The organism is Mycobacterium sp. E136 (assembly GCF_001666865.1).
Taxonomy (GTDB): Bacteria; Actinomycetota; Actinomycetes; order Mycobacteriales; family Mycobacteriaceae; genus Mycobacterium.
Map to the genome: position 1 here is coordinate 57,395 of NZ_LZJE01000083.1, position 16,952 is coordinate 74,346.

A 16,952-nucleotide genomic window follows, 5' to 3' on the forward strand; every position below is an offset into this window, starting at 1 on the left:
GGTGCCCGATGGCCATCCGGATGGCCGACCTGTTGCGCGGGAACCTCGATGCCCTCCGATACGAACCGACACCGAAGCGGATCCGCGTGGCCCTGGCCGGTGAACCGGTCGTCGACACCTGCGAGGCCCTCCTCGTCTGGGAACCGCGCCGAATACTGCCGGTGTACGCGGTGCCTATCTCTGCACTGGCCGGCCAGCTGGTGCCCGCGGGCGCGGAGTCCGGCGACGACGACGCCGACCGTCCCGGCGACGACCGCGCGGTGATCGACCCGACGGTCCCGTTCGGCACCCATTCGTGCCCCGGTGCCGAATTCGACGTCATCGCCGGCGAAGAGACGGCACCCGCAGCGGCCTTCCAACCCGAGGACCCCGACCTCGCCGACTACGCAGTCCTGGACTTCGGCGCGTTCGAGTGGCGGGAAGAGGACGAGCCGATCGTCGGCCATCCGCACGATCCGTATCACCGCATCGACATCCTGACCGGCAGCCGACACGTCCGCATCGAATCCGATGGCCGTCTGCTCGCGGAGTCGACGCGCCCGTTGCTGCTGTTCGAGACCAACCTGCCGGTGCGGTATTACCTGCCGCGCGAAGACGTCGTCGCCGACCTCGACGACAGCGACACCGTCAGTTACTGCGCCTACAAGGGGCGGGCGTCGTACTTCTCCGTGCCGGGCGGACCGGACGACGTCGCATGGACGTACCGCGATCCGCTGCCTGACGGCGAACGTGTCGGCGACCGCATCTGCTTTTTCGACGAGCGGGTGGACGTCACCGTCGACGGTATCCGCCAGGACCGACCGGCGACGCAGTGGAGTTAGAAGCGCAGATTGCGCAGCAGGTCGTAAACGCCCGCGATCCACAGCAGCATCGGGATCACCGCGGCGATCGTCGCGCCGTCGAGCAACTCGAGGATCCGCTTGGTCACCGGTGAGATCCGGCGCACGCCCGCGGTGGCCCCGACGACGATCAGCGCGACGAGCCCGAGCAGAAGGTAGAGCGCCAGCACGAGCCATGACCGGTCCGGATACCACAGGCACAGTCGCACCATCACGCCGGTCGGAACGGCCACGACACCGGCCAACAACGCCCAGGCACACCATCTTTCGGCGTACAGCCGCGACCGGAAGCCGCAGATCGCGGTGATCAGTCCGGCGACGATCATGCTGTGGATGAAGAAGTGGCCCTGCGTGATGACGGTGATCGCGCCGACCGCCAGCACGAGCGCTCCGGCCGTCACGAATCCGATCAGCAGGCGCCTCGCCAACTGGCTGCGCTCGTGCAACCGCGCCGCCGACTCCGGTACGGAGGCGATGATCGCTTGCCAGGTCGGCGACTCCTCGTCGCTGCCGGCCGTCGCGACGGGGTCGAGCAATTCGTCGTTGGCAACCGTCTCACCCGGTGCGGGTATCGGGGGCAGTGCGATACGGGCAACGGCGACAGTCAGTTTCGCCGCATTGGTGACCACGATCAGGCCGAACGCGATCGCCCCCGCGGGCACCCAGTGTTGCCAGCCGTATCCGTACGCGATCGCCGCGGCCGTCGCCGCGATGGACGTCACCGCCAGAAACGATGCCAACTCGGCTCGCCGGCGAGGCCCGCCGCGCGTCGCCAGGGTCAACAACAGGACCACCGCGGTAGCCCCCGCAATCTGCGGCGCGCCCAACGAATCCACGCCCCGTGGCAGTGGCACGGCAAGGGCGACCGCGCCTGCGAGCATCGGTATCCCCCCGGTCAACAGGCTCTCCGCCAGATCGATGTTTCGGTAGCGGCTGTTCGCCACCGCGCTGCCACCGAGCAGACCCAACCCGAGGACGCCGAGCGCCACCGCCCACCACCAGTCGTGGCCGGCCCGCGACCACGCCAGCAGCGCCATCACCGTCACGACGACGGATACGAGCGGAATCGCCACTCCGACAAAGCGGTTCAACGCCGTGCGGTCGAACTCCGGCGACTCGTCCAGCACCGCGATCGCGTCGATGACGTCCTCTACGAGCGGGCGATACCGCTCGGTGCGGCTGACCGAAACCAACGTCAGCAGCGACCCGTCGACGACTCCCGCGTCGTCCAACGACTCGTTGAACTTCAGCGGCGGCGCACCGGGCCGAGCGAACGCCCAGACCCCCTGTGCCTTGAAGTCGAACCCCGCCAGCACATCCTTGGGTGTGTCCTCGAGCAGATCGGCCAACACCGAGACGGTCTCGTCGATGTAGGTCTCGATCGGCGCCGTCGCGGGCAGCACCAGGTCGGTCATGCGCCGCCCGGTCAGGATCGTCACCCGGGTTGTCGACGGCCGCCCTGGCGTGACGCTCGAGGCGGATGTTGCTGCGGCGGTTGAGGTCACCGACGTTCGAGCCTGTCGAAGTCGTCGGACAGGGCGGCTGCCAGTTCGACAATGCGCCGACGGAACGACTTGCCGAGCAGATCCAACTGGATCTCGGTGCCTGCCGCGATGTGCTTGTCATACGGCAGCACGACGACCCGGCCGGGCGGGACATGGCGCTCGAACTGCGCGACCAGATCGTCGACGTCGATGTTCGGCTTACCGGGTACGACGTGGTTGATCACCACGCACGAACGGCTGAGCAGATCCTGATATCCGTTCTGGCGCAACCAGTCCATGGTCATCGCGGCCTGCCGGGCACCGTCGATCGAAGCGCTCGCCACGATGACCAGGCCCGAGACCGTCGACAACACGCCGCGGGCCGCGGGCTGGAACAGTCCGGCGCCGCAGTCGGCGAGCACGAGGTTGTAGTAGCGCGACACGATGTTGGTCACGCCCTTCCAGTCCTCGTCGTTGAACTCGCGGCGGGCCCCACTGTAGTCCTCGCTGGAGAGCACCTCGAGGTTCGCGCCGTTCATGCTCGTGTACGCGCGAATGTCGTTGTAGCGCTGCAGTTCCTTGTCGGACAGAAGATCGGCGACGGTGGCCGCGGACTGGCGTCCCGCTCGGTCGGCGAGGTTGCCGCCGTCGGGGTCGGCGTCCACGGCCAGGATCCGGTCGCCGCGCACCTTGCTCAACGCGGATCCGAGCGCGACGGTGACGGCGGTCTTACCGACACCGCCTTTGAGGCCGAAGACGCCGATCTGGTACGAGTCCCGGGCATTTCGGCGAATTCGGGTGTGCAGGTCCATCTCGTAGAGCTCGTCGGGCGACAACCCGAGGTTGATGCGCGTCAGCATGTAGAGGATGTGGCGCCAACCGCGCTGCGACGGCATCTTCACCGCCGACTTCACCCCGACGTGCGACAGGGCGTCGATCGCACGGTGATTGCCGATGGTGGCCGCCGACGTCTGCGCGGGTGTTCCGCTGGCGAAGGCGCCGTTGGGCTCCGCCTCGCGCTCGGCGAAGTGCTGGCTCGGCGCAGGGGCGGGGGCGGGTCGCGGGGCCGGTGCTGGCACCGACCGGGGCTGCTCGAACCGGGCGCCGGCCGGCGTGCCCGACATCGGCACCCGCATCATCGAATTCGGTTGCCGCGGCGGAGTGCTCGACCGTGCGGCCGGCATCTGGGTGGTGATCTCGTTCTGCTGCGGCGGCGGCGCCTGACCCGCCTTGGTCTGCCCGACGGACACCGTGGGTCCGGTCATCTCGACGGGGGCGTGACCGGTGGGCATCGGTGCGGGCGGGGGCGTGGCCGAACCGGTGGCGGCGGCGTCACGATCCACTGCGTCGTCGTCGGCTGTCTGGACAGCGTCTCCCGCGGAGTGGAAAAGCCGGTCATAGTCTGCCGACATGGGAACCTCTCTGATCAATAACTAGTGCGGATGCACGCGGTGGTGGGCAAGACCCCCCGTAGGGTTGCGCTTGCCCACCCGCGTGCGGCTTCTATCCGCCGAACGAGCCCTCGATGAGCTTGTCGGCCTGAAACATAGTTCCCCCGGTGCCGCCGGACTCCTGAATGGTGGAGGCGAGCTGCCGGAGCGCGGTGTTGAGCTCCGCCGACGCGGTGTCCCAACGCATTTGGACGGCCTGGTAGGCCTCGGAGCTGGTGCCTCCCCAGACACCGGCGAGGGCCGCCAGCGAGCCCTTACCCTCCTCGAGCAGGCCTTCGGTCTGGCCCACAGCGGTGTTGATCTCGGCCGACGACGCATCGATCGCGGCGTAGTTGTAAACCTTCTCGCTCATAACGTTTCTCCGTTCGTCTCAGTGGGTCAGAACTGCATCGCCGAGGACAACGCCGCGGACCCGTCGCTGTCCATCGCCGCGTACTGCGAGCCCGCAGAGTGGATGTTGGCCGAGATGTCGTCGAGCGCCTGAACCTGACGGACCGCCGCCTCGTGGAAGCGCATCAGCGCCGCCTGAGCGGCCGACCCGGCCTCACCGACCAGCTGTGCCGACAGCGCGCCGGCCGTCGACTCGACGTGACCGATGACGGCCCGCAGCTCTCCACCGATGCGTTCGAAATTGGCTGCCTCCTTGGCGAGGACAGCAACGTCGGTATTCATTGCCATGCTGGATACTCTTTCTCTCTTCCTCTGTCCTCACCATCGATGGCGAGTCTTTCCGGTCGGTTGACCGGGAAGTCTTGGTGTGCGATCACCAGTCGTCGTCCTCGTCTTCTCCGAGGTCCTGAGGCAGCACGCGCGGCGCCGTCAGCCCCTGCTTGCTTCCGCCGCTGCTGCCCCGCTGGCCCATGTGACCCATCGGCGCTCCGCCGCCACCACCGGCGCCGACCGGCGCGAGACCGCCACCGCTGCCGCCGGCAGCGGCACCCGGAGCACCGGCGCCCGTCGACGGTTGACCGATCAGCTCGGCCATCAACGGGGTGCGCGCCATCGTCCCACCGGCACCCGGCAGCGACGCCGCGCGCACCAGGCCCGCCCCAGACGTCGCCCCCGAACCACCGGCCAGCGGATGGTTCGACAACGGGCTGGCACCGACGAGACCGACCTGCATCTTGTCGCTGCCCAAACTGCTCCCGAGCTGGGTGAACAGCGAGGTGACCTGTTGCAGCGGCTGGGTCATCTGCTGCACCGGTTGCGTCACCATCTGCATGGCCTGCTGCGGCACCTGCGCCAGCGTCGAGCCGAGCTGCGACGCCATTTGCATGCCCATCTGCATGCCTTGTTGCATCGGTTGATTGGGTTGTGCGTGCTGCGTGAGGTTCTCGGCCTTCTGCACCTGGCCCTCGGCGTGCTGGCCCGCCATGCCCATCTGGGAGGTCGCCCGCCCACCTTGCAGCACCGCCGACTCCATCGACGCCTGCGTGCTCACCTGGGTGATGACCGCGTTGCGCAGCGCGGTGGCCGGCGCGGCGGCCGCCGCGAAACCGGTGGCCATCGCGGCGCCGCCTGCGGCCACACCCGGTATCACGATCGGTTTCGGCGGCATGATCGGTTCGAAGAGGAGGTTGAGGGCGGTCTCGGCCTGATAGAGGTCCATCGCCCCGGCGGCCTGGTTCCACATGCGGACGAAGTAGTCGAACTCGTTGACGCCGATGGGGACCGTGTTGACGCCGAGGAAGTTGGTGGCCTCGAGCACCCCATGGGTGATGTGGTTCTGCTCGATCTCCGGGAGCGGCGGCGTGGTGGCCATCGCCTGGCTGTAGGAGTTCGCCTGAGCGGTCGCCTGCAACGCCCGCTTCATGGCCTGAGCGCTTACGGTCCGTAGCCAGGCGATCATCGGCATGGTTGCCGCGACGACCCGTTCGCTTGCCGAGCCGCTCCACACCGACGTGAGGGCGGCCAGGCTCGCGGCCAATTCGTCGGCCTGCGTCTCCAACGAGATCGCCAACGCCTCCCAGCCCGCGGCGGCTTGTAGCATCGGCGCCGCGCCCGCGCCGGCCATGAGCCGGGCGGTATTGAATTCTGGCGGCAAGGCATGCCAGAACATCGTCTAGATCTTCCCTGGTTCGTCGAATCGCGATCAGAACGTCGCGGCGTTCGAGCCGTCCACGGCGTTGTAGATTCCGGCGCTCTCGACGACGGCCGCGCCCATGCGAGCCAACTCTTCCTGGGCAAACGTGTTCATCGCGAGCGTCTCCACGCCTTCGGCTGCGAAGGCGGCCGCGGCCTGTGCGGAAACCTCGTCGGCACCGGCCGGAACCAGGGCGGTGACCGCCGCGCCGGCCGTCGTGCCCGCTGCGAGCCCGCGGGTGCCGTTAGCCACCACCTGCGACCCGATTCCCACGGCGCCCGGGTTGTGCATCAACGGTTCCATTCGAAAAATCTCCTCATTGGCTACGAAATCGATGCGTATGAACTTGTGAACGTTCGGATACGGTTGTCGGTCAGCTAGGAACCGCGCTCCCCCGACCTCTTTGCTGCGACGCCACCATCGTGTTTGCTAGCATGCGCTTCGAACCATAGTAACCACGGTTCGCGGGTGGTGCTTACACAACTTCTTCCGGCGGATCCACATACGCCGCCTGGATGACCTCCTTTCCGTCGGGTGAGACCAGGAACCCCTGGCCGGGTGGCCGGCGCTTCAGCCTGACCTCGCTGGACGGAAACTCCTGTTTCTCGCCCGAGAGGAACAGCGTCGGCGATCCGGCGCCGTACGCGGCTCCGACGAATTTGTCCATGGTCGCGCGGTGCGCCTGGCTCATCTGGCAGGTCACGATGATGTGCAGGCCGATGTCAGCGGCCGCAGGCAACAGCGGGAACAGCGGAGCCATGGGCGGCACCACGCCGCTTGCGGCGACGATCATGTGCCAGTCGTCGACCAGCAGCACGACATCGGGTCCGCTCCACCACGAGCGCGAACGCAACTGCGCCGTGGTGAGATCCGCGGGCGGGAGCCGCCTCTGCAGGTTGATGGCGAACGCCTTGATCGCCTCTTCGAGGCTCGCATTGTTGCGGTTGATCGCGCCCGCGGCGAGCAGGTGCGACTCCGGCACCGCGTCGAGCAGTCCGGACCGGTAGTCGGCGAGCATGAACCGCACTTGATCCGGACTGTTGCGAGCGCAGATCGCTTGCGCCACGGCGTGAGCGATGCGGGTCTTACCCGACTTGGGCCCGCCGAAGATCAGCAGGTGCGGCGTGGTGTGCATGTGGTTGTAGGCAACGCCCATATCGGACTCGCGCAGGCCGAGCGGCACCGTCCACCTGTTGCGGTAATCGGCATCGGGGCCTGGCGGGTTCGGATCGAGCTGATGCAGGTAGATGCGCTCGGGGAGCACGCGCACCTTCGGCGCCTGGTCGGTGTGCCGTGCCGAAATGATCTGCACGGCTTCGGACATCGCGCCGACGAGGTTGTCCGCGCTGTGCGCACCGTCGAGCCGCGGCACTCCCATCATCAGGTGGTGCTTCTCCGTCGACACCGCGCGACCCGGCCGGTTCGCCGGTATTTCGCGGGTGATGCGGTCGATCTGGGTCTCGTTGACGTCGCCGAGCCGGAACTCGACCTTGGTGCCGAGGTAGTCGCGCACGCGCGCCTTCAGCTCGGTCCAGCGCGGCGTCGAAATCACTGTGTGCACACCGAATTGCAGACCCTGACCGGCGAGGTCCTGCACGACGGGCTCGAGGTCGGGGAATTCCGCGACGAAGGCGGGCCAACCGTCGATGACCAGGAACACGTCGCCGAACGGATCGGCGGCCAGCGGATGGTTCGCGTCGTCGCGCATCTGGCGGTACGCGGCCATGGAGCCGACGCGGTACTGCTTGAACATCGCTTCGCGCTGCCGCAGAACCCCTTTCATCTCCGCGATGACGCGGTTGACCCGGTCCGGCTCCGAACGTGTCGCCACGCCGCCGACGTGCGGCAGGTCCTCGAGATACATCAGACCGCCGCCGCCGAGGTCCACGCAGTAGAACTGGACCTGCCGCGGCGAGTGTGATGCGGCGGCGGACAGGATCAGGGTCTGAAGAAACGTCGACTTGCCGGTCTGCGGCGCGCCACCGACGGCGATGTTGCCGCCCGCGGACGAGGTGTCGATACCCCATACCTCCTGGCGGTGCCTGCGAGGCTCATCCATGATGCCGAGACCGAAGCGCAGCGGCTGACGCTGGCGGTCGTTGGCGATCAGTTCGTTGACCGGCGTCGGATCGGCCAACGGCGGCAGCCACATTCGATAGGCGCGGGTCTCACCGGTGGTCAGCTGGTCGAGGACCACCTCGCGGAGCACGCGCTGCTCGGATTCGATGCTCATGACCTCACCACCGGTTCAGGGATTGGCGCCGCGGTGAAGGGGCGGATCCGCACACGGCCCTGCCCGTTGGTTTGCGGTCTGGCTTCCCCGTCATCTTGTCGCGCGGCGGAAGGGACGTAGTTGACGCCGGTGTAGACGCTGTGGAACTTGACCGGATCCTCCATGCCGACGCGGAGGAAGCCCACACCGCTCTCCTTGTTCGTGATGTACTGCGCCTCCGGCGTTCCGATCACGGCCTTGGATTCCGCGGAGCTGGTGGTGCGCAGCGCGATCCGGTAGGTCAGGTTCGGTTCGAGCTTGTCGATCCGCACACCGCCGGTGTTCAGCGACTGCGTCGCCAGCAGCAGGTGCACCCGCAGCGACCGGCCGACGCGGCAGATGCGGTCGAACAGCCCGATGAAGTCGGGATGGTTCTGCAGCAACTCGGCGAACTCGTCGACGACGACGAAAAGGGTTGGCAGCGGCGGGAGGTCGGCTCCGCGTTCGCGGTGCTTCTCGTACTCGGCCACACCCGACAGGGCGCCCGCCGCGCCGACCTGGATACCGGCCTGGCGCAGGATGGACTGCCTGCGGTCCAGCTCACCGCTGAGCACCTCGCCCATGCGGCTGACCAGTTCGGCTTCTTCCTCCATGTTGGTGACGACGGCGGCGGTGTGGGGCAACTTCTCCATGCCCAGGAACGTCGAACCGCCCTTGAAGTCGGTGAGCAGCAGGTTGACCTGGTCCGGGTGGTGGGTGGCCGCCAGCGACAGGATCAAGGTGCGCAGGAACTCCGACTTGCCCGAACCCGTTGTCCCGATCAGCATCCCGTGTGGTCCGGCGCCGAACTCGGCGCCTTCCTTGATGTCGAGGTGCATGATGTCGCCGGTCTTGAGCTCGTGGCCGAACGGGATGCGCAGCCGGTCGCGGTCGGTGTCGCTGAACATGCGCCACCGCGCCGGCGTCACCTCCTCGATCGTCTGCGCCCCGACCAGTTGGTGCCACTCGGTGGCGACCTTCTTGTGCACGCGGACGCTCTTGTCGATGATCGTGCCGGTGATCGACCAGCCCGCCAGCTTCCGCGCGATGCGCGCGGCTTGATCGGAGGTCATGCGGTCGACGGTCGACGTGATGAGCCGGAAGGTCTGGTTGGGCAGCCGATCGTCGGCGGTGCCGTCGGCCGCCACCCGAACCCGGTACGCCGAGCCGCGGTGGTTGCCGAGCGTGATGACCGTGACGCCAGCCCGTCCGTCGACCGGGAATCCGGCCTTTCCGCCCGTCAGGTCGAATACCACAACGTAGGGTCCGCTCGGCGCCGCGTCAGCGGTGTGCGGGCCGCGTGCGGTGAGGTCGCTGAAGCCGTCGGGGCGGGTGAAGATCATGCGGGTGGGGCCGGCGGCGTCGGTGTCCGTCTGGTGTTGCACATGCGGTAACCACTTGAGCCAGGCCCAGTTCGGGTCCTCGGGATTGTCGATGAGCACCCGCATCTGCAGGAGGTCCGGCGGGTGGAAGACGGCGAGGTGACAGATCATGGCCGTCAGCAGGCCCGCGGCGCCGTCCGGGTCACCGCCGATCGCGATGGTCGGAAACGTGCGCAGCTGCAGTAGTTTCGGGCAGTCGTGAATGAGCCCGTGGGTGCGGAGGAACTTCGTCACCCACATGTGGCTGACCGGTTCCAGGTGCGGTTGGGGCGCGCCCTGTGGACCCGCCAGCTCTCCCCCGACGGCGGGTTTCAGCAGGCGGTCGACCGCAGGCTCGGTGCCCAACCCGATCCGGGTGGCGGCGTAGAAGTCGGCATTGGTCTGCCGCGACCACTGGCGGTTGGTCCCGATGATCGACAACAGGTCTTCGGGGTGCGGCGCGTGATAGTTGAAGAACGTGACCTGCGCGGCGGCCGACGATGTGACGCGGGTGCGGAGGCCGGCCAGATAGCGCAGGTATTCCTTGCGGTCGGCGTTGATCTCGGGAACGCGCTTACCGCCGGGTCCGCCGCCCGCCATGAACCCGACGGTCGCCATGATCATCATCAGCGGCATCATCAGCATGTACGGCGAGAGTTGCCGGATGCCGGTGAAGATCATGATCGCGACCATGCCGAGCATGCCGCCGCCCATCACCCACGGCAGCGCCTTCTGGATACCCGACGGCGGAACCTCGACACCGAGGTCTTCCGGTGGGGCGACGTTGATCTCACCCGGTGTCAGGCGCGGGCCACGCTTGATGATCGGCGTGAACTTCTTGGTGGTCATCCGCCACCTCCTGCCGGTGCGGCGGCCGGCTCGGCGGCGCCGTTCACCTTGCGCGGATTGGGATCCGGGGGCAGCGTGTCGTGTTCGACGAGCGCCGCCTCCTTCGACAGCACCGGGCCGTCCATCAGCAACCCGACCACCTGCCACGGCGCGGTGGTGGGTCCGGTCAGCCCGAGGGTCTTGCCGGTGTCCTCGTTGGGCAGGCCGTACCGGACACCCTGCGGGTCGATGTAGTAGAGACTCTCGCCGTAGCGCGGATCGGGCGACTGCAACTGGATGTACTGTCCGCCGTCGATGTAAACGGTTGCCGCGCCACCGATCTGCTTGATCCCGGTGCTCATGGCCGACGACGGGATGGGCAGGTGGCGCCCGGCGATCACCGTGGTCTTCGGCGCCTGGTCGCCTGGCTCGCGCTGCCACGCCCAGCACAGGTTCGGCGCGTCGTCACGCTGCAGGATCTCCAAGGGCTTGTCGGGTAGTGGAGAAGCGAACACCTGCTCGGGAATCCGCGCCACCACACTGGCTTCCACCGACGGCGGCGTCACGAGTCCGAACGAATTGGTCGCGCGCAGCGCTGCGGCGGTGGCGTCGTTGATCCGCGCGACACCGTCGGGCAGCACCACGAAGTGCTGTTCACCGTCTTCGGTCAGCGCCTTGAACACCGAACCGATCACCAGGTTCGGCGGCAGCCCGACCGTGTTCGGCGTTCCGAACAGGGGGATGTCGGGCAGACGCCACGGTCCGGCGTTGGGAAGCGCGTTGAACAGTCCCTGCGAGATCGGCGTCGCCCTCGCCGTCACCGGAATCCCTACCGCCGAGGTGACCGCGCGGTCCGCGAGATCGATGTCGTGCCTTCCGCCCTCGGTAACCAGCCAGACGTCGTTCTCGTAGGACACCAACATGCCCTGGTCGGGGCGCATCGGCGCGACCGCGGAGTCGGTGACCAACGGCCGCACGATGGTCGATGACTCGAGGTTCGGCACCACGCTCTCCGGCTTGGTGACCGTGTCGCACAGCGTCCACATCGAATTCGCGCCGCCCACCGGCGTCGCGTACGGCGCGCCGGGGATGCCGATCGGCTGGCCCTTCGGCATCCGGTTCAACTCCTCGGATTTGACGGCCGACGGCGTTCCGGCGTTACCGAGCACCAAGCGCGCCGAGGTGAGGTTGTACACGGGCCGCAGCTGTCCACTGCCCGGAAGCACGACGTAGAGCTGGTTGGTGCCGCGGTCGACGAGAAGTGTGTCGTTCCCGCGCTTTCCGAGCGGTTTGAAGTACGCCAGCAGCGCGGCGCCCAGGCAGACCGCGACCGCGATGATCACGCCGACGGAGACCGCGCGGCTGTAGAACTGCAACGGGTCGTCGAACATCCTGGTGTCCCGGCGCACGATCGCGTGCTCCACACGGCGCAAGAGAAAACGCCAGCCGCTGACCTGCACCTTGGTGGTGAGCCGGAAACCCGCCATGCCTACTCGCCGATACTCAGACGTGCGTGGACCGCGCTGATCGCGGCGGCCATGTCCTCACCGTTGATCTCGGACAGTTGCTCGTCGCCGAGGCTTTCGATGTCCAGCGACCGGGCCAACCGCATGTCGCGGTTCTGTTCGGAGGCCTCGACCAGCTGGCGGGCGTAGCGGCCGTTGCCCGCGATGTCGAGCGCGGGCTTGCTGTTGAGAGACCGGCTGCTCAGCAGCGTGGCCGCCTCTCGCACCTGCTTGGCTGCCTGATCGTTGAGCGACGAGTCATTCGCCCGCGCAATGACTTCGGCGATCTCGACGATCTCGTCGGGGGTGTACGAGTCGAACTCGATGCGGGTGGCGAAGCGCGACCGGAGGCCGTCGTTGGATTCGAGCAGGCGGTCGATGTCCGCGCTGTAGCCGGCGATGATCACCACCAGCCTGTCGCGGTCATTCTCCATCCGGGCCAGCAGTGTCTCCAGCGCCTCGGTGCCGAACGGGTCGGCGCGCCCGTCGCGTTCCTGCACCAGGGTGTAGGCCTCGTCGATGAACAACACGCCGCCGAGGGCGCGGTCGATGGTGCGGCTGGTCTTGACCGCCGACTGGCCCTCGTACTCGGCGACGAAGTCCCTTCGGGACGACTCGACGAGCTTCGGCTCGGCGATGACGCCGAGGCCGGCAAGGATATTCGCCACGACGCGGGCGATCGTCGTCTTCCCGGTTCCGGGCGGCCCGGCGAAGATCATGTGCTTCGACGTCTGCGCGACCTTCATCCCGCGCGCCGCGCGGATCTTCGCCATCTGCGTGGCGGCGCGGTAGGCCTCGATCTGTTCCTTGACCCTCGTCAACCCGATCTGACGGTCGAGTTCGGCCTGCGCCTCGGCGAGTAACCGCTCCCGGCCGGTGGTGTCGGCCTCGACGCTGTTCGGGTCCCACGGATCCTTGCGGGCCGCGATCTGCTCCGCGGTGGTCGTGGTGAGCCGGTACGACGGGTCGCGCAACGCCTCAATGACTTTCGGGTCCGGGTGCGTGGCCTGCATCCACTCGAGTAGCGCGAGCGCGGACTCTTCGTTGCCTTGGCTGCGGCGGGTCATCGCCAGGAACCACGCGATCGCGGGTGCGCACGCCTCCCCGGCGGGCGAGGAGTTGGACTCGGTGAGTCGCCGCTCGGCCTCGGTGAACAGTCCGAGGTTGGCCGCCGCGACACCGTGCGCCACACCCGCTGCCGCCGCAAGGAACTTGTCGGGCCAGGCGCCGGCACCGCGAACCTGGTCGATCACATCGGTCCAGCGTTCCGCGGCACCGTAGATCACGGCCTTGATCCAGGACACTAGATGCTCGGCGCCGGCGGCGGGGGCGTCCTCGAGCGCCTCCATCGCGTCGGCGTAATTGCCGATCGACGCTTCGTTGGCCGCAAATCCCATGGTGATGGCCAACGGCGAGTTGACCGGGTAGGTGATGTCGCCGAACCGTCCGCCGATCGGCACCCGCGCGTTGAGGCTGTTCATCGAGATCTCCGCCGCGCCGGCGAGTTGGCCGAAGTTGGCCCGCGAGTACCACGCCCGGAACAGCGTGACCCTGTCCGTGTCGCCGCAGCGGATGCGTCCCACCCACGCATCGCAGGCGGATTCGTCGAAATTGGTGATCTCCGTGAAGATTTCGAATGATCGCGCCGGTGTGCTGGCCAGCATTCCGACCGCACTTCCGAACAGGCTCGCGAGATGCTCAGTCATGGTCACCGGCATATCGTGTCGAGAACACCCGTGCGCGTTCGGCGCGGGCCTGTTCGGGGCTGGGCAATCCGAGGTCGCGGGTGAGGAAGTCGCGGGTCGCCGCGTCGTCGTGACCCTGTTCGCGCATGCCCTCGAGCATGCTGGCGTACTGCGCCGACTGGGCGTCCCGGGCGGCGAGACCCGCCACGACGACGACCTCGTCGGCGAGCACGGACTCGGTCAGGCCGCCGGCCTTTTCGGATAGGCCGATGCGGCTGATGCGACCGTCGAGGAAGGCGCTCACCGAGACCGTACCGGGCGGGTTCGTCACGGTCACAACGGAATCCGGCGATTGCGGGGCGTCGTCCTCGGCGTGTCCGTAGACGTCCAACACATCGAGAACTGATTCCTCGGGCGCGCCGGGAGGGCCGAAGTCCAGCGCGGCCATATCGTCACGCTCGTCATCGAAGTCGCCCGGCGACGTCTCATCCGCCATTCGCGGCCTCCGCTGACTCGAGCGTGGCATGGTCGAACCACTTGCCCGACGGCAGGAATTCGATCAACCCGTCCAGTGCCCGCGCCAAATTGTCGGCGCTGCCCGGCAGGAAGCTTCCGTAGAGTTCACCGCTGACGCGGCGCGGGATCGACACGATCCGGCCGTACTTCGAGTCGAGCACGCCTGCCGCGACGTCGGCCTGTGTGAACGTGCCGCCGGGATGCCGCTCGATCGCGGTGATCTCCGCCCAACTGTCCGGGCCGGCGATGATGTCGGCGTATGCGCGCGCCGAAGACGGGCCGATGCCGTAAGCGGCGATCTGGTTTGCGTCGCGGCACTCGGCGAGTTTGCTCGCCACACCGGTGAGCGGTTCGACGTCCGCAGGCGTGGCGGTACCGAGGACGGTCATCACCATGCCCGCCAGACCAACCTGCGGGGCCACCCGCTGCAGCACCAGCATGTCGCCGTCACGAGCGGCGACGACATGGCGGTCGCCCTTTCGGCAGACCACGAAACGAATGAGCTTGCCGCCGACGTCGCGCCGCCACCAGCGCGCCTCCAGCGTGCGGTCCGCCCGGCTCAAGGTGTCGACCATGGCCGCCACCTCGGGATGGGGCTGGCCGAAGACGTCGAGCACGCCCTGCGCGGTCAGGTCGCGAGCGACCTGCTCCCAGACACGGTCGCGCAGTTCGGGCTGCGGGATGTTCTGCCGGATGCCCAACGCCGTCGGAAACTCCATGAGGCCGAGCCGGTCGGCGATCACCAGGATGCCGTCGATGGTGACTTCGACACCGACGACGTCGTCGATGTGCGTGGCGTCGGGGCTCACGTCCGATCCGCCTGCATCTGCGCGTTCAACACCGAGGCCGCCGCCTCATCGGTCCGGTCGTAGTGCGCGAGCGCGTCAGCGAGCGTGTCGGACAGCGCCGCGGATGCGTCGACCAGCTTGGCGCCCGCGCGCCCCCGCGAGTCCAGCACGGTCCCGAGCGCGCCGGCGGTAGAGGCCGCGATGTCGCCGTGGGTGTTCCTGACCGCTTCACCGATCTCCTCGGCGGCGCGTGCCGTCGCCATGGCGTCCGAAGCGGTGCGCGCATGGCGGGCCGCCAGGTCCGCGAGGTGAGTGGCGGAGACGCGCACATCGTCACCCGACATGACGTTTGCCCCTCTCCTTCGTGGTGCGGTGGCGGGCGGTGCTCGCTACCGCCACCGTTTGCGCACAGACCCCGAGTCTTTTGCCGCGGATCAGCCACACGCGGCCGGAGCCGAACGCGCAGGCCCCGTCGCCGCGAGCCAGCGTACCAGCGGTTCAGCGGTGCTCATGACACGGAATTTCGTTGCATTGATCAGCACTCCCGGCACGTACGGGGAACTCCTAGTTAATCCCCACAGTGGGATTTCGGCGGCATAAGACGGCCTATGGCGAGATCAGCAAATGCTGAGTCTCAGGTCTGGCCCGCTCCGTACGTGGTGAGACCTGCATCGAGCGTCAACACTGGCAAGTTACGCAGACGATAATTTTGGCGCCGCCCAATCGGACCTCGCAGCAGCCCTCGCCACCGCCACCGAGCCGCCTTTGGTGTTTGCTGGAAGCGCGGTCGACGGGCGCCTGGAACAGTGGTCGATACTGGGGCGGGGACCCGCGACACGAGCTGGAGGAGATCGCATTGACGGACCGCGATGACGCGCTGCGACGAGAACTCGGCTGGGCGAGCTCCGAGGACGCCGCCGGTGAGCCGTCGTCCTCCGAACCAGAGGCCACGCCCACGCCGCCTCCGGGATTCCCCGATCCGGAGCCGCCACGCACCAGCTTCCGTGAGCAGCCCGCGCGGTTCGGCCCGCCGCCCGACTCCCTGGACGACACCGGGCCCATCGCAACCCGTCCCGATCCACGGATGTGGGGCGACCCCACCCGACAGCAGCCGGCTCCCAGGGCACCGCAGCAGCCCGGGCAGCCGGCGCCGGGCCCGTGGGTGGGCCACGGTCCCCAGGCGCCCGGCCCGCAGGTCCCGCCCCCGCAACCCGGTTCCTACGCCGAACGCATCAGGCCCGACGAGTTGGTTCCGCCCCGCAAGCCGGCGCCGACGCGGGGCTGGCGGTTTGTCGTCTACCGGGCCACATTCGGATCGGTGAACCTCGGCCCGGGTCCGGACGAGGTGCGCCAGGCCGAGTTGGAGGCCAAGATCCGCGGAGCGCTGCGGGGTCACTACAAGATCGGCGTGATGGGCAAGGGCGGGGTCGGCAAGACGACCGTTTCGGCGAGCCTCGGCTCGGTGTTCGCCGAACTGCGGCAGGACGACCGGGTGGTGGCGATCGACGCGGACACCGCGTTCGGCAAGCTCGGCAGCCGCGTCGACCCCAGGGCCCAGGGCTCGTACTGGGAGCTGGCGTCCGATCAGCACCTGGAGACCTTCGCCGATGTGCGCAGCCGCGTCGGCAACAACGCCGCCGGGTTGTTCGTGCTCGCCGGTGAAGGCACGCCCGCGCGCCGCCGGGTCCTCGACCCGGCGATCTACCGCGAGGCGACCTCACGGCTGGACCGCTACTTCACGATCTCGATCATCGACTGCAGTTCGACGATGGACTCACCCGTCACGCAGGAGGTGTTGCGTGACCTGGACGCGATGGTCGTGGTGTCCTCGCCGTGGGTCGACGGCGCGGCCGCGGCGGGCCAGACGCTGGACTGGCTGGCCGCCCGCGGGTTGACCCGGCTGCTGCAGAGCACGGTCATCGTGCTCAACGACTCCGACGGACACGCCGATAAGCGCACGCGTTCTATTCTGGCGCAACAGTTTTCGGGTCAGGGGCAGAGGGTCGTCGAGGTGCCGTTCGACGGTCACCTGCGGCCCGGCGGCGTCATCGACGGAACCTCGCAGATGTCGACGAAGACCCGTCGACGGTTCCTGGAGATCGCTGCCGCGTTGGCCGATCACTTCCCCAGCAGCGACGACCGTAGCCGCGAGCGGTACTGA

The 16,952-nt window shown here is 68.0% G+C and carries 15 protein-coding genes; 2 read left to right on the plus strand and 13 right to left on the minus strand.

The annotated features are described in order from the left end of the window. Positions 1–8: 8 nt before the first annotated feature. Positions 9–821, plus strand: coding sequence for a DUF427 domain-containing protein (locus A5698_RS06240; protein WP_068294508.1), 813 nt, complete (start codon positions 9–11; stop codon positions 819–821). On the opposite strand, the gene eccD is transcribed toward A5698_RS06240, so the two are convergent. The 13 genes from eccD to A5698_RS06305 all read right to left on the minus strand — a co-directional run bounded on the left by eccD (position 818) and on the right by A5698_RS06305 (position 15,135). Next, complete coding sequence (gene eccD, locus A5698_RS06245; RefSeq protein WP_068294514.1) at positions 818–2,344, minus strand: type VII secretion integral membrane protein EccD; 1,527 nt, start codon at positions 2,342–2,344, stop codon at positions 818–820. The genes A5698_RS06240 and eccD overlap by 4 nt on opposite strands. Beyond that, positions 2,341–3,735, minus strand: a complete 1,395-nt coding sequence (locus A5698_RS06250; protein WP_068294516.1) for a MinD/ParA family ATP-binding protein — start codon at positions 3,733–3,735, stop codon at positions 2,341–2,343. Before A5698_RS06250 ends, eccD begins: the two co-directional genes overlap by 4 nt. A gap of 91 nt (positions 3,736–3,826) precedes the next feature. Further along, entirely contained in the window at positions 3,827–4,126 is a 300-nt protein-coding gene (locus tag A5698_RS06255) for a WXG100 family type VII secretion target (protein WP_067080511.1), read from the minus strand. Positions 4,127–4,152: 26 nt separating this feature from the next. After that, positions 4,153–4,452 (minus strand): WXG100 family type VII secretion target, encoded by a 300-nt coding sequence (locus A5698_RS06260; RefSeq protein ID WP_067080509.1) that lies wholly within the window; start codon positions 4,450–4,452, stop codon positions 4,153–4,155. An 85-nt stretch (positions 4,453–4,537) separates the two neighbouring features. After that, complete coding sequence (locus tag A5698_RS06265) at positions 4,538–5,833, minus strand: PPE family protein (RefSeq protein WP_068294522.1); 1,296 nt, start codon at positions 5,831–5,833, stop codon at positions 4,538–4,540. 33 nt (positions 5,834–5,866) lie between these two features. Beyond that, positions 5,867–6,160 carry a PE family protein gene (locus tag A5698_RS06270; RefSeq protein ID WP_067080498.1) on the minus strand — a complete coding sequence of 98 codons (294 nt, stop codon included), beginning with the start codon at positions 6,158–6,160 and terminating at the stop codon, positions 5,867–5,869. A gap of 172 nt (positions 6,161–6,332) precedes the next feature. Further along, positions 6,333–8,090: a type VII secretion protein EccCb gene (gene eccCb, locus A5698_RS06275; RefSeq protein WP_068294525.1), complete on the minus strand. Its 1,758-nt coding sequence runs from the start codon at positions 8,088–8,090 to the stop codon at positions 6,333–6,335. Continuing rightward, on the minus strand, positions 8,087–10,318 hold the full coding sequence (eccCa, locus tag A5698_RS06280; protein ID WP_068294526.1) for a type VII secretion protein EccCa: 2,232 nt from the start codon (positions 10,316–10,318) through the stop codon (positions 8,087–8,089). The genes eccCb and eccCa overlap by 4 nt, the downstream gene beginning before the upstream one ends. Beyond that, complete coding sequence (gene eccB, locus A5698_RS06285; protein WP_068294530.1) at positions 10,315–11,784, minus strand: type VII secretion protein EccB; 1,470 nt, start codon at positions 11,782–11,784, stop codon at positions 10,315–10,317. Before eccB ends, eccCa begins: the two co-directional genes overlap by 4 nt. A gap of 2 nt (positions 11,785–11,786) precedes the next feature. Further along, on the minus strand, positions 11,787–13,508 hold the full coding sequence (gene eccA / locus A5698_RS06290; protein ID WP_067293505.1) for a type VII secretion AAA-ATPase EccA: 1,722 nt from the start codon (positions 13,506–13,508) through the stop codon (positions 11,787–11,789). After that, on the minus strand, positions 13,501–13,983 hold the full coding sequence (locus A5698_RS06295) for a secretion protein EspD (RefSeq protein ID WP_068294532.1): 483 nt from the start codon (positions 13,981–13,983) through the stop codon (positions 13,501–13,503). Before A5698_RS06295 ends, eccA begins: the two co-directional genes overlap by 8 nt. After that, positions 13,973–14,812 carry an ESX secretion-associated protein EspG gene (locus A5698_RS06300; RefSeq protein WP_067293329.1) on the minus strand — a complete coding sequence of 280 codons (840 nt, stop codon included), beginning with the start codon at positions 14,810–14,812 and terminating at the stop codon, positions 13,973–13,975. The genes A5698_RS06295 and A5698_RS06300 overlap by 11 nt, the downstream gene beginning before the upstream one ends. Next, complete coding sequence (locus A5698_RS06305; RefSeq protein ID WP_067293332.1) at positions 14,809–15,135, minus strand: type VII secretion target; 327 nt, start codon at positions 15,133–15,135, stop codon at positions 14,809–14,811. Before A5698_RS06305 ends, A5698_RS06300 begins: the two co-directional genes overlap by 4 nt. Before the next feature lie 512 nt (positions 15,136–15,647). Here A5698_RS06305 and A5698_RS06310 point away from each other — a divergent pair. Beyond that, positions 15,648–16,952, plus strand: coding sequence for a MinD/ParA family ATP-binding protein (locus A5698_RS06310; RefSeq protein ID WP_068294582.1), 1,305 nt, complete (start codon positions 15,648–15,650; stop codon positions 16,950–16,952).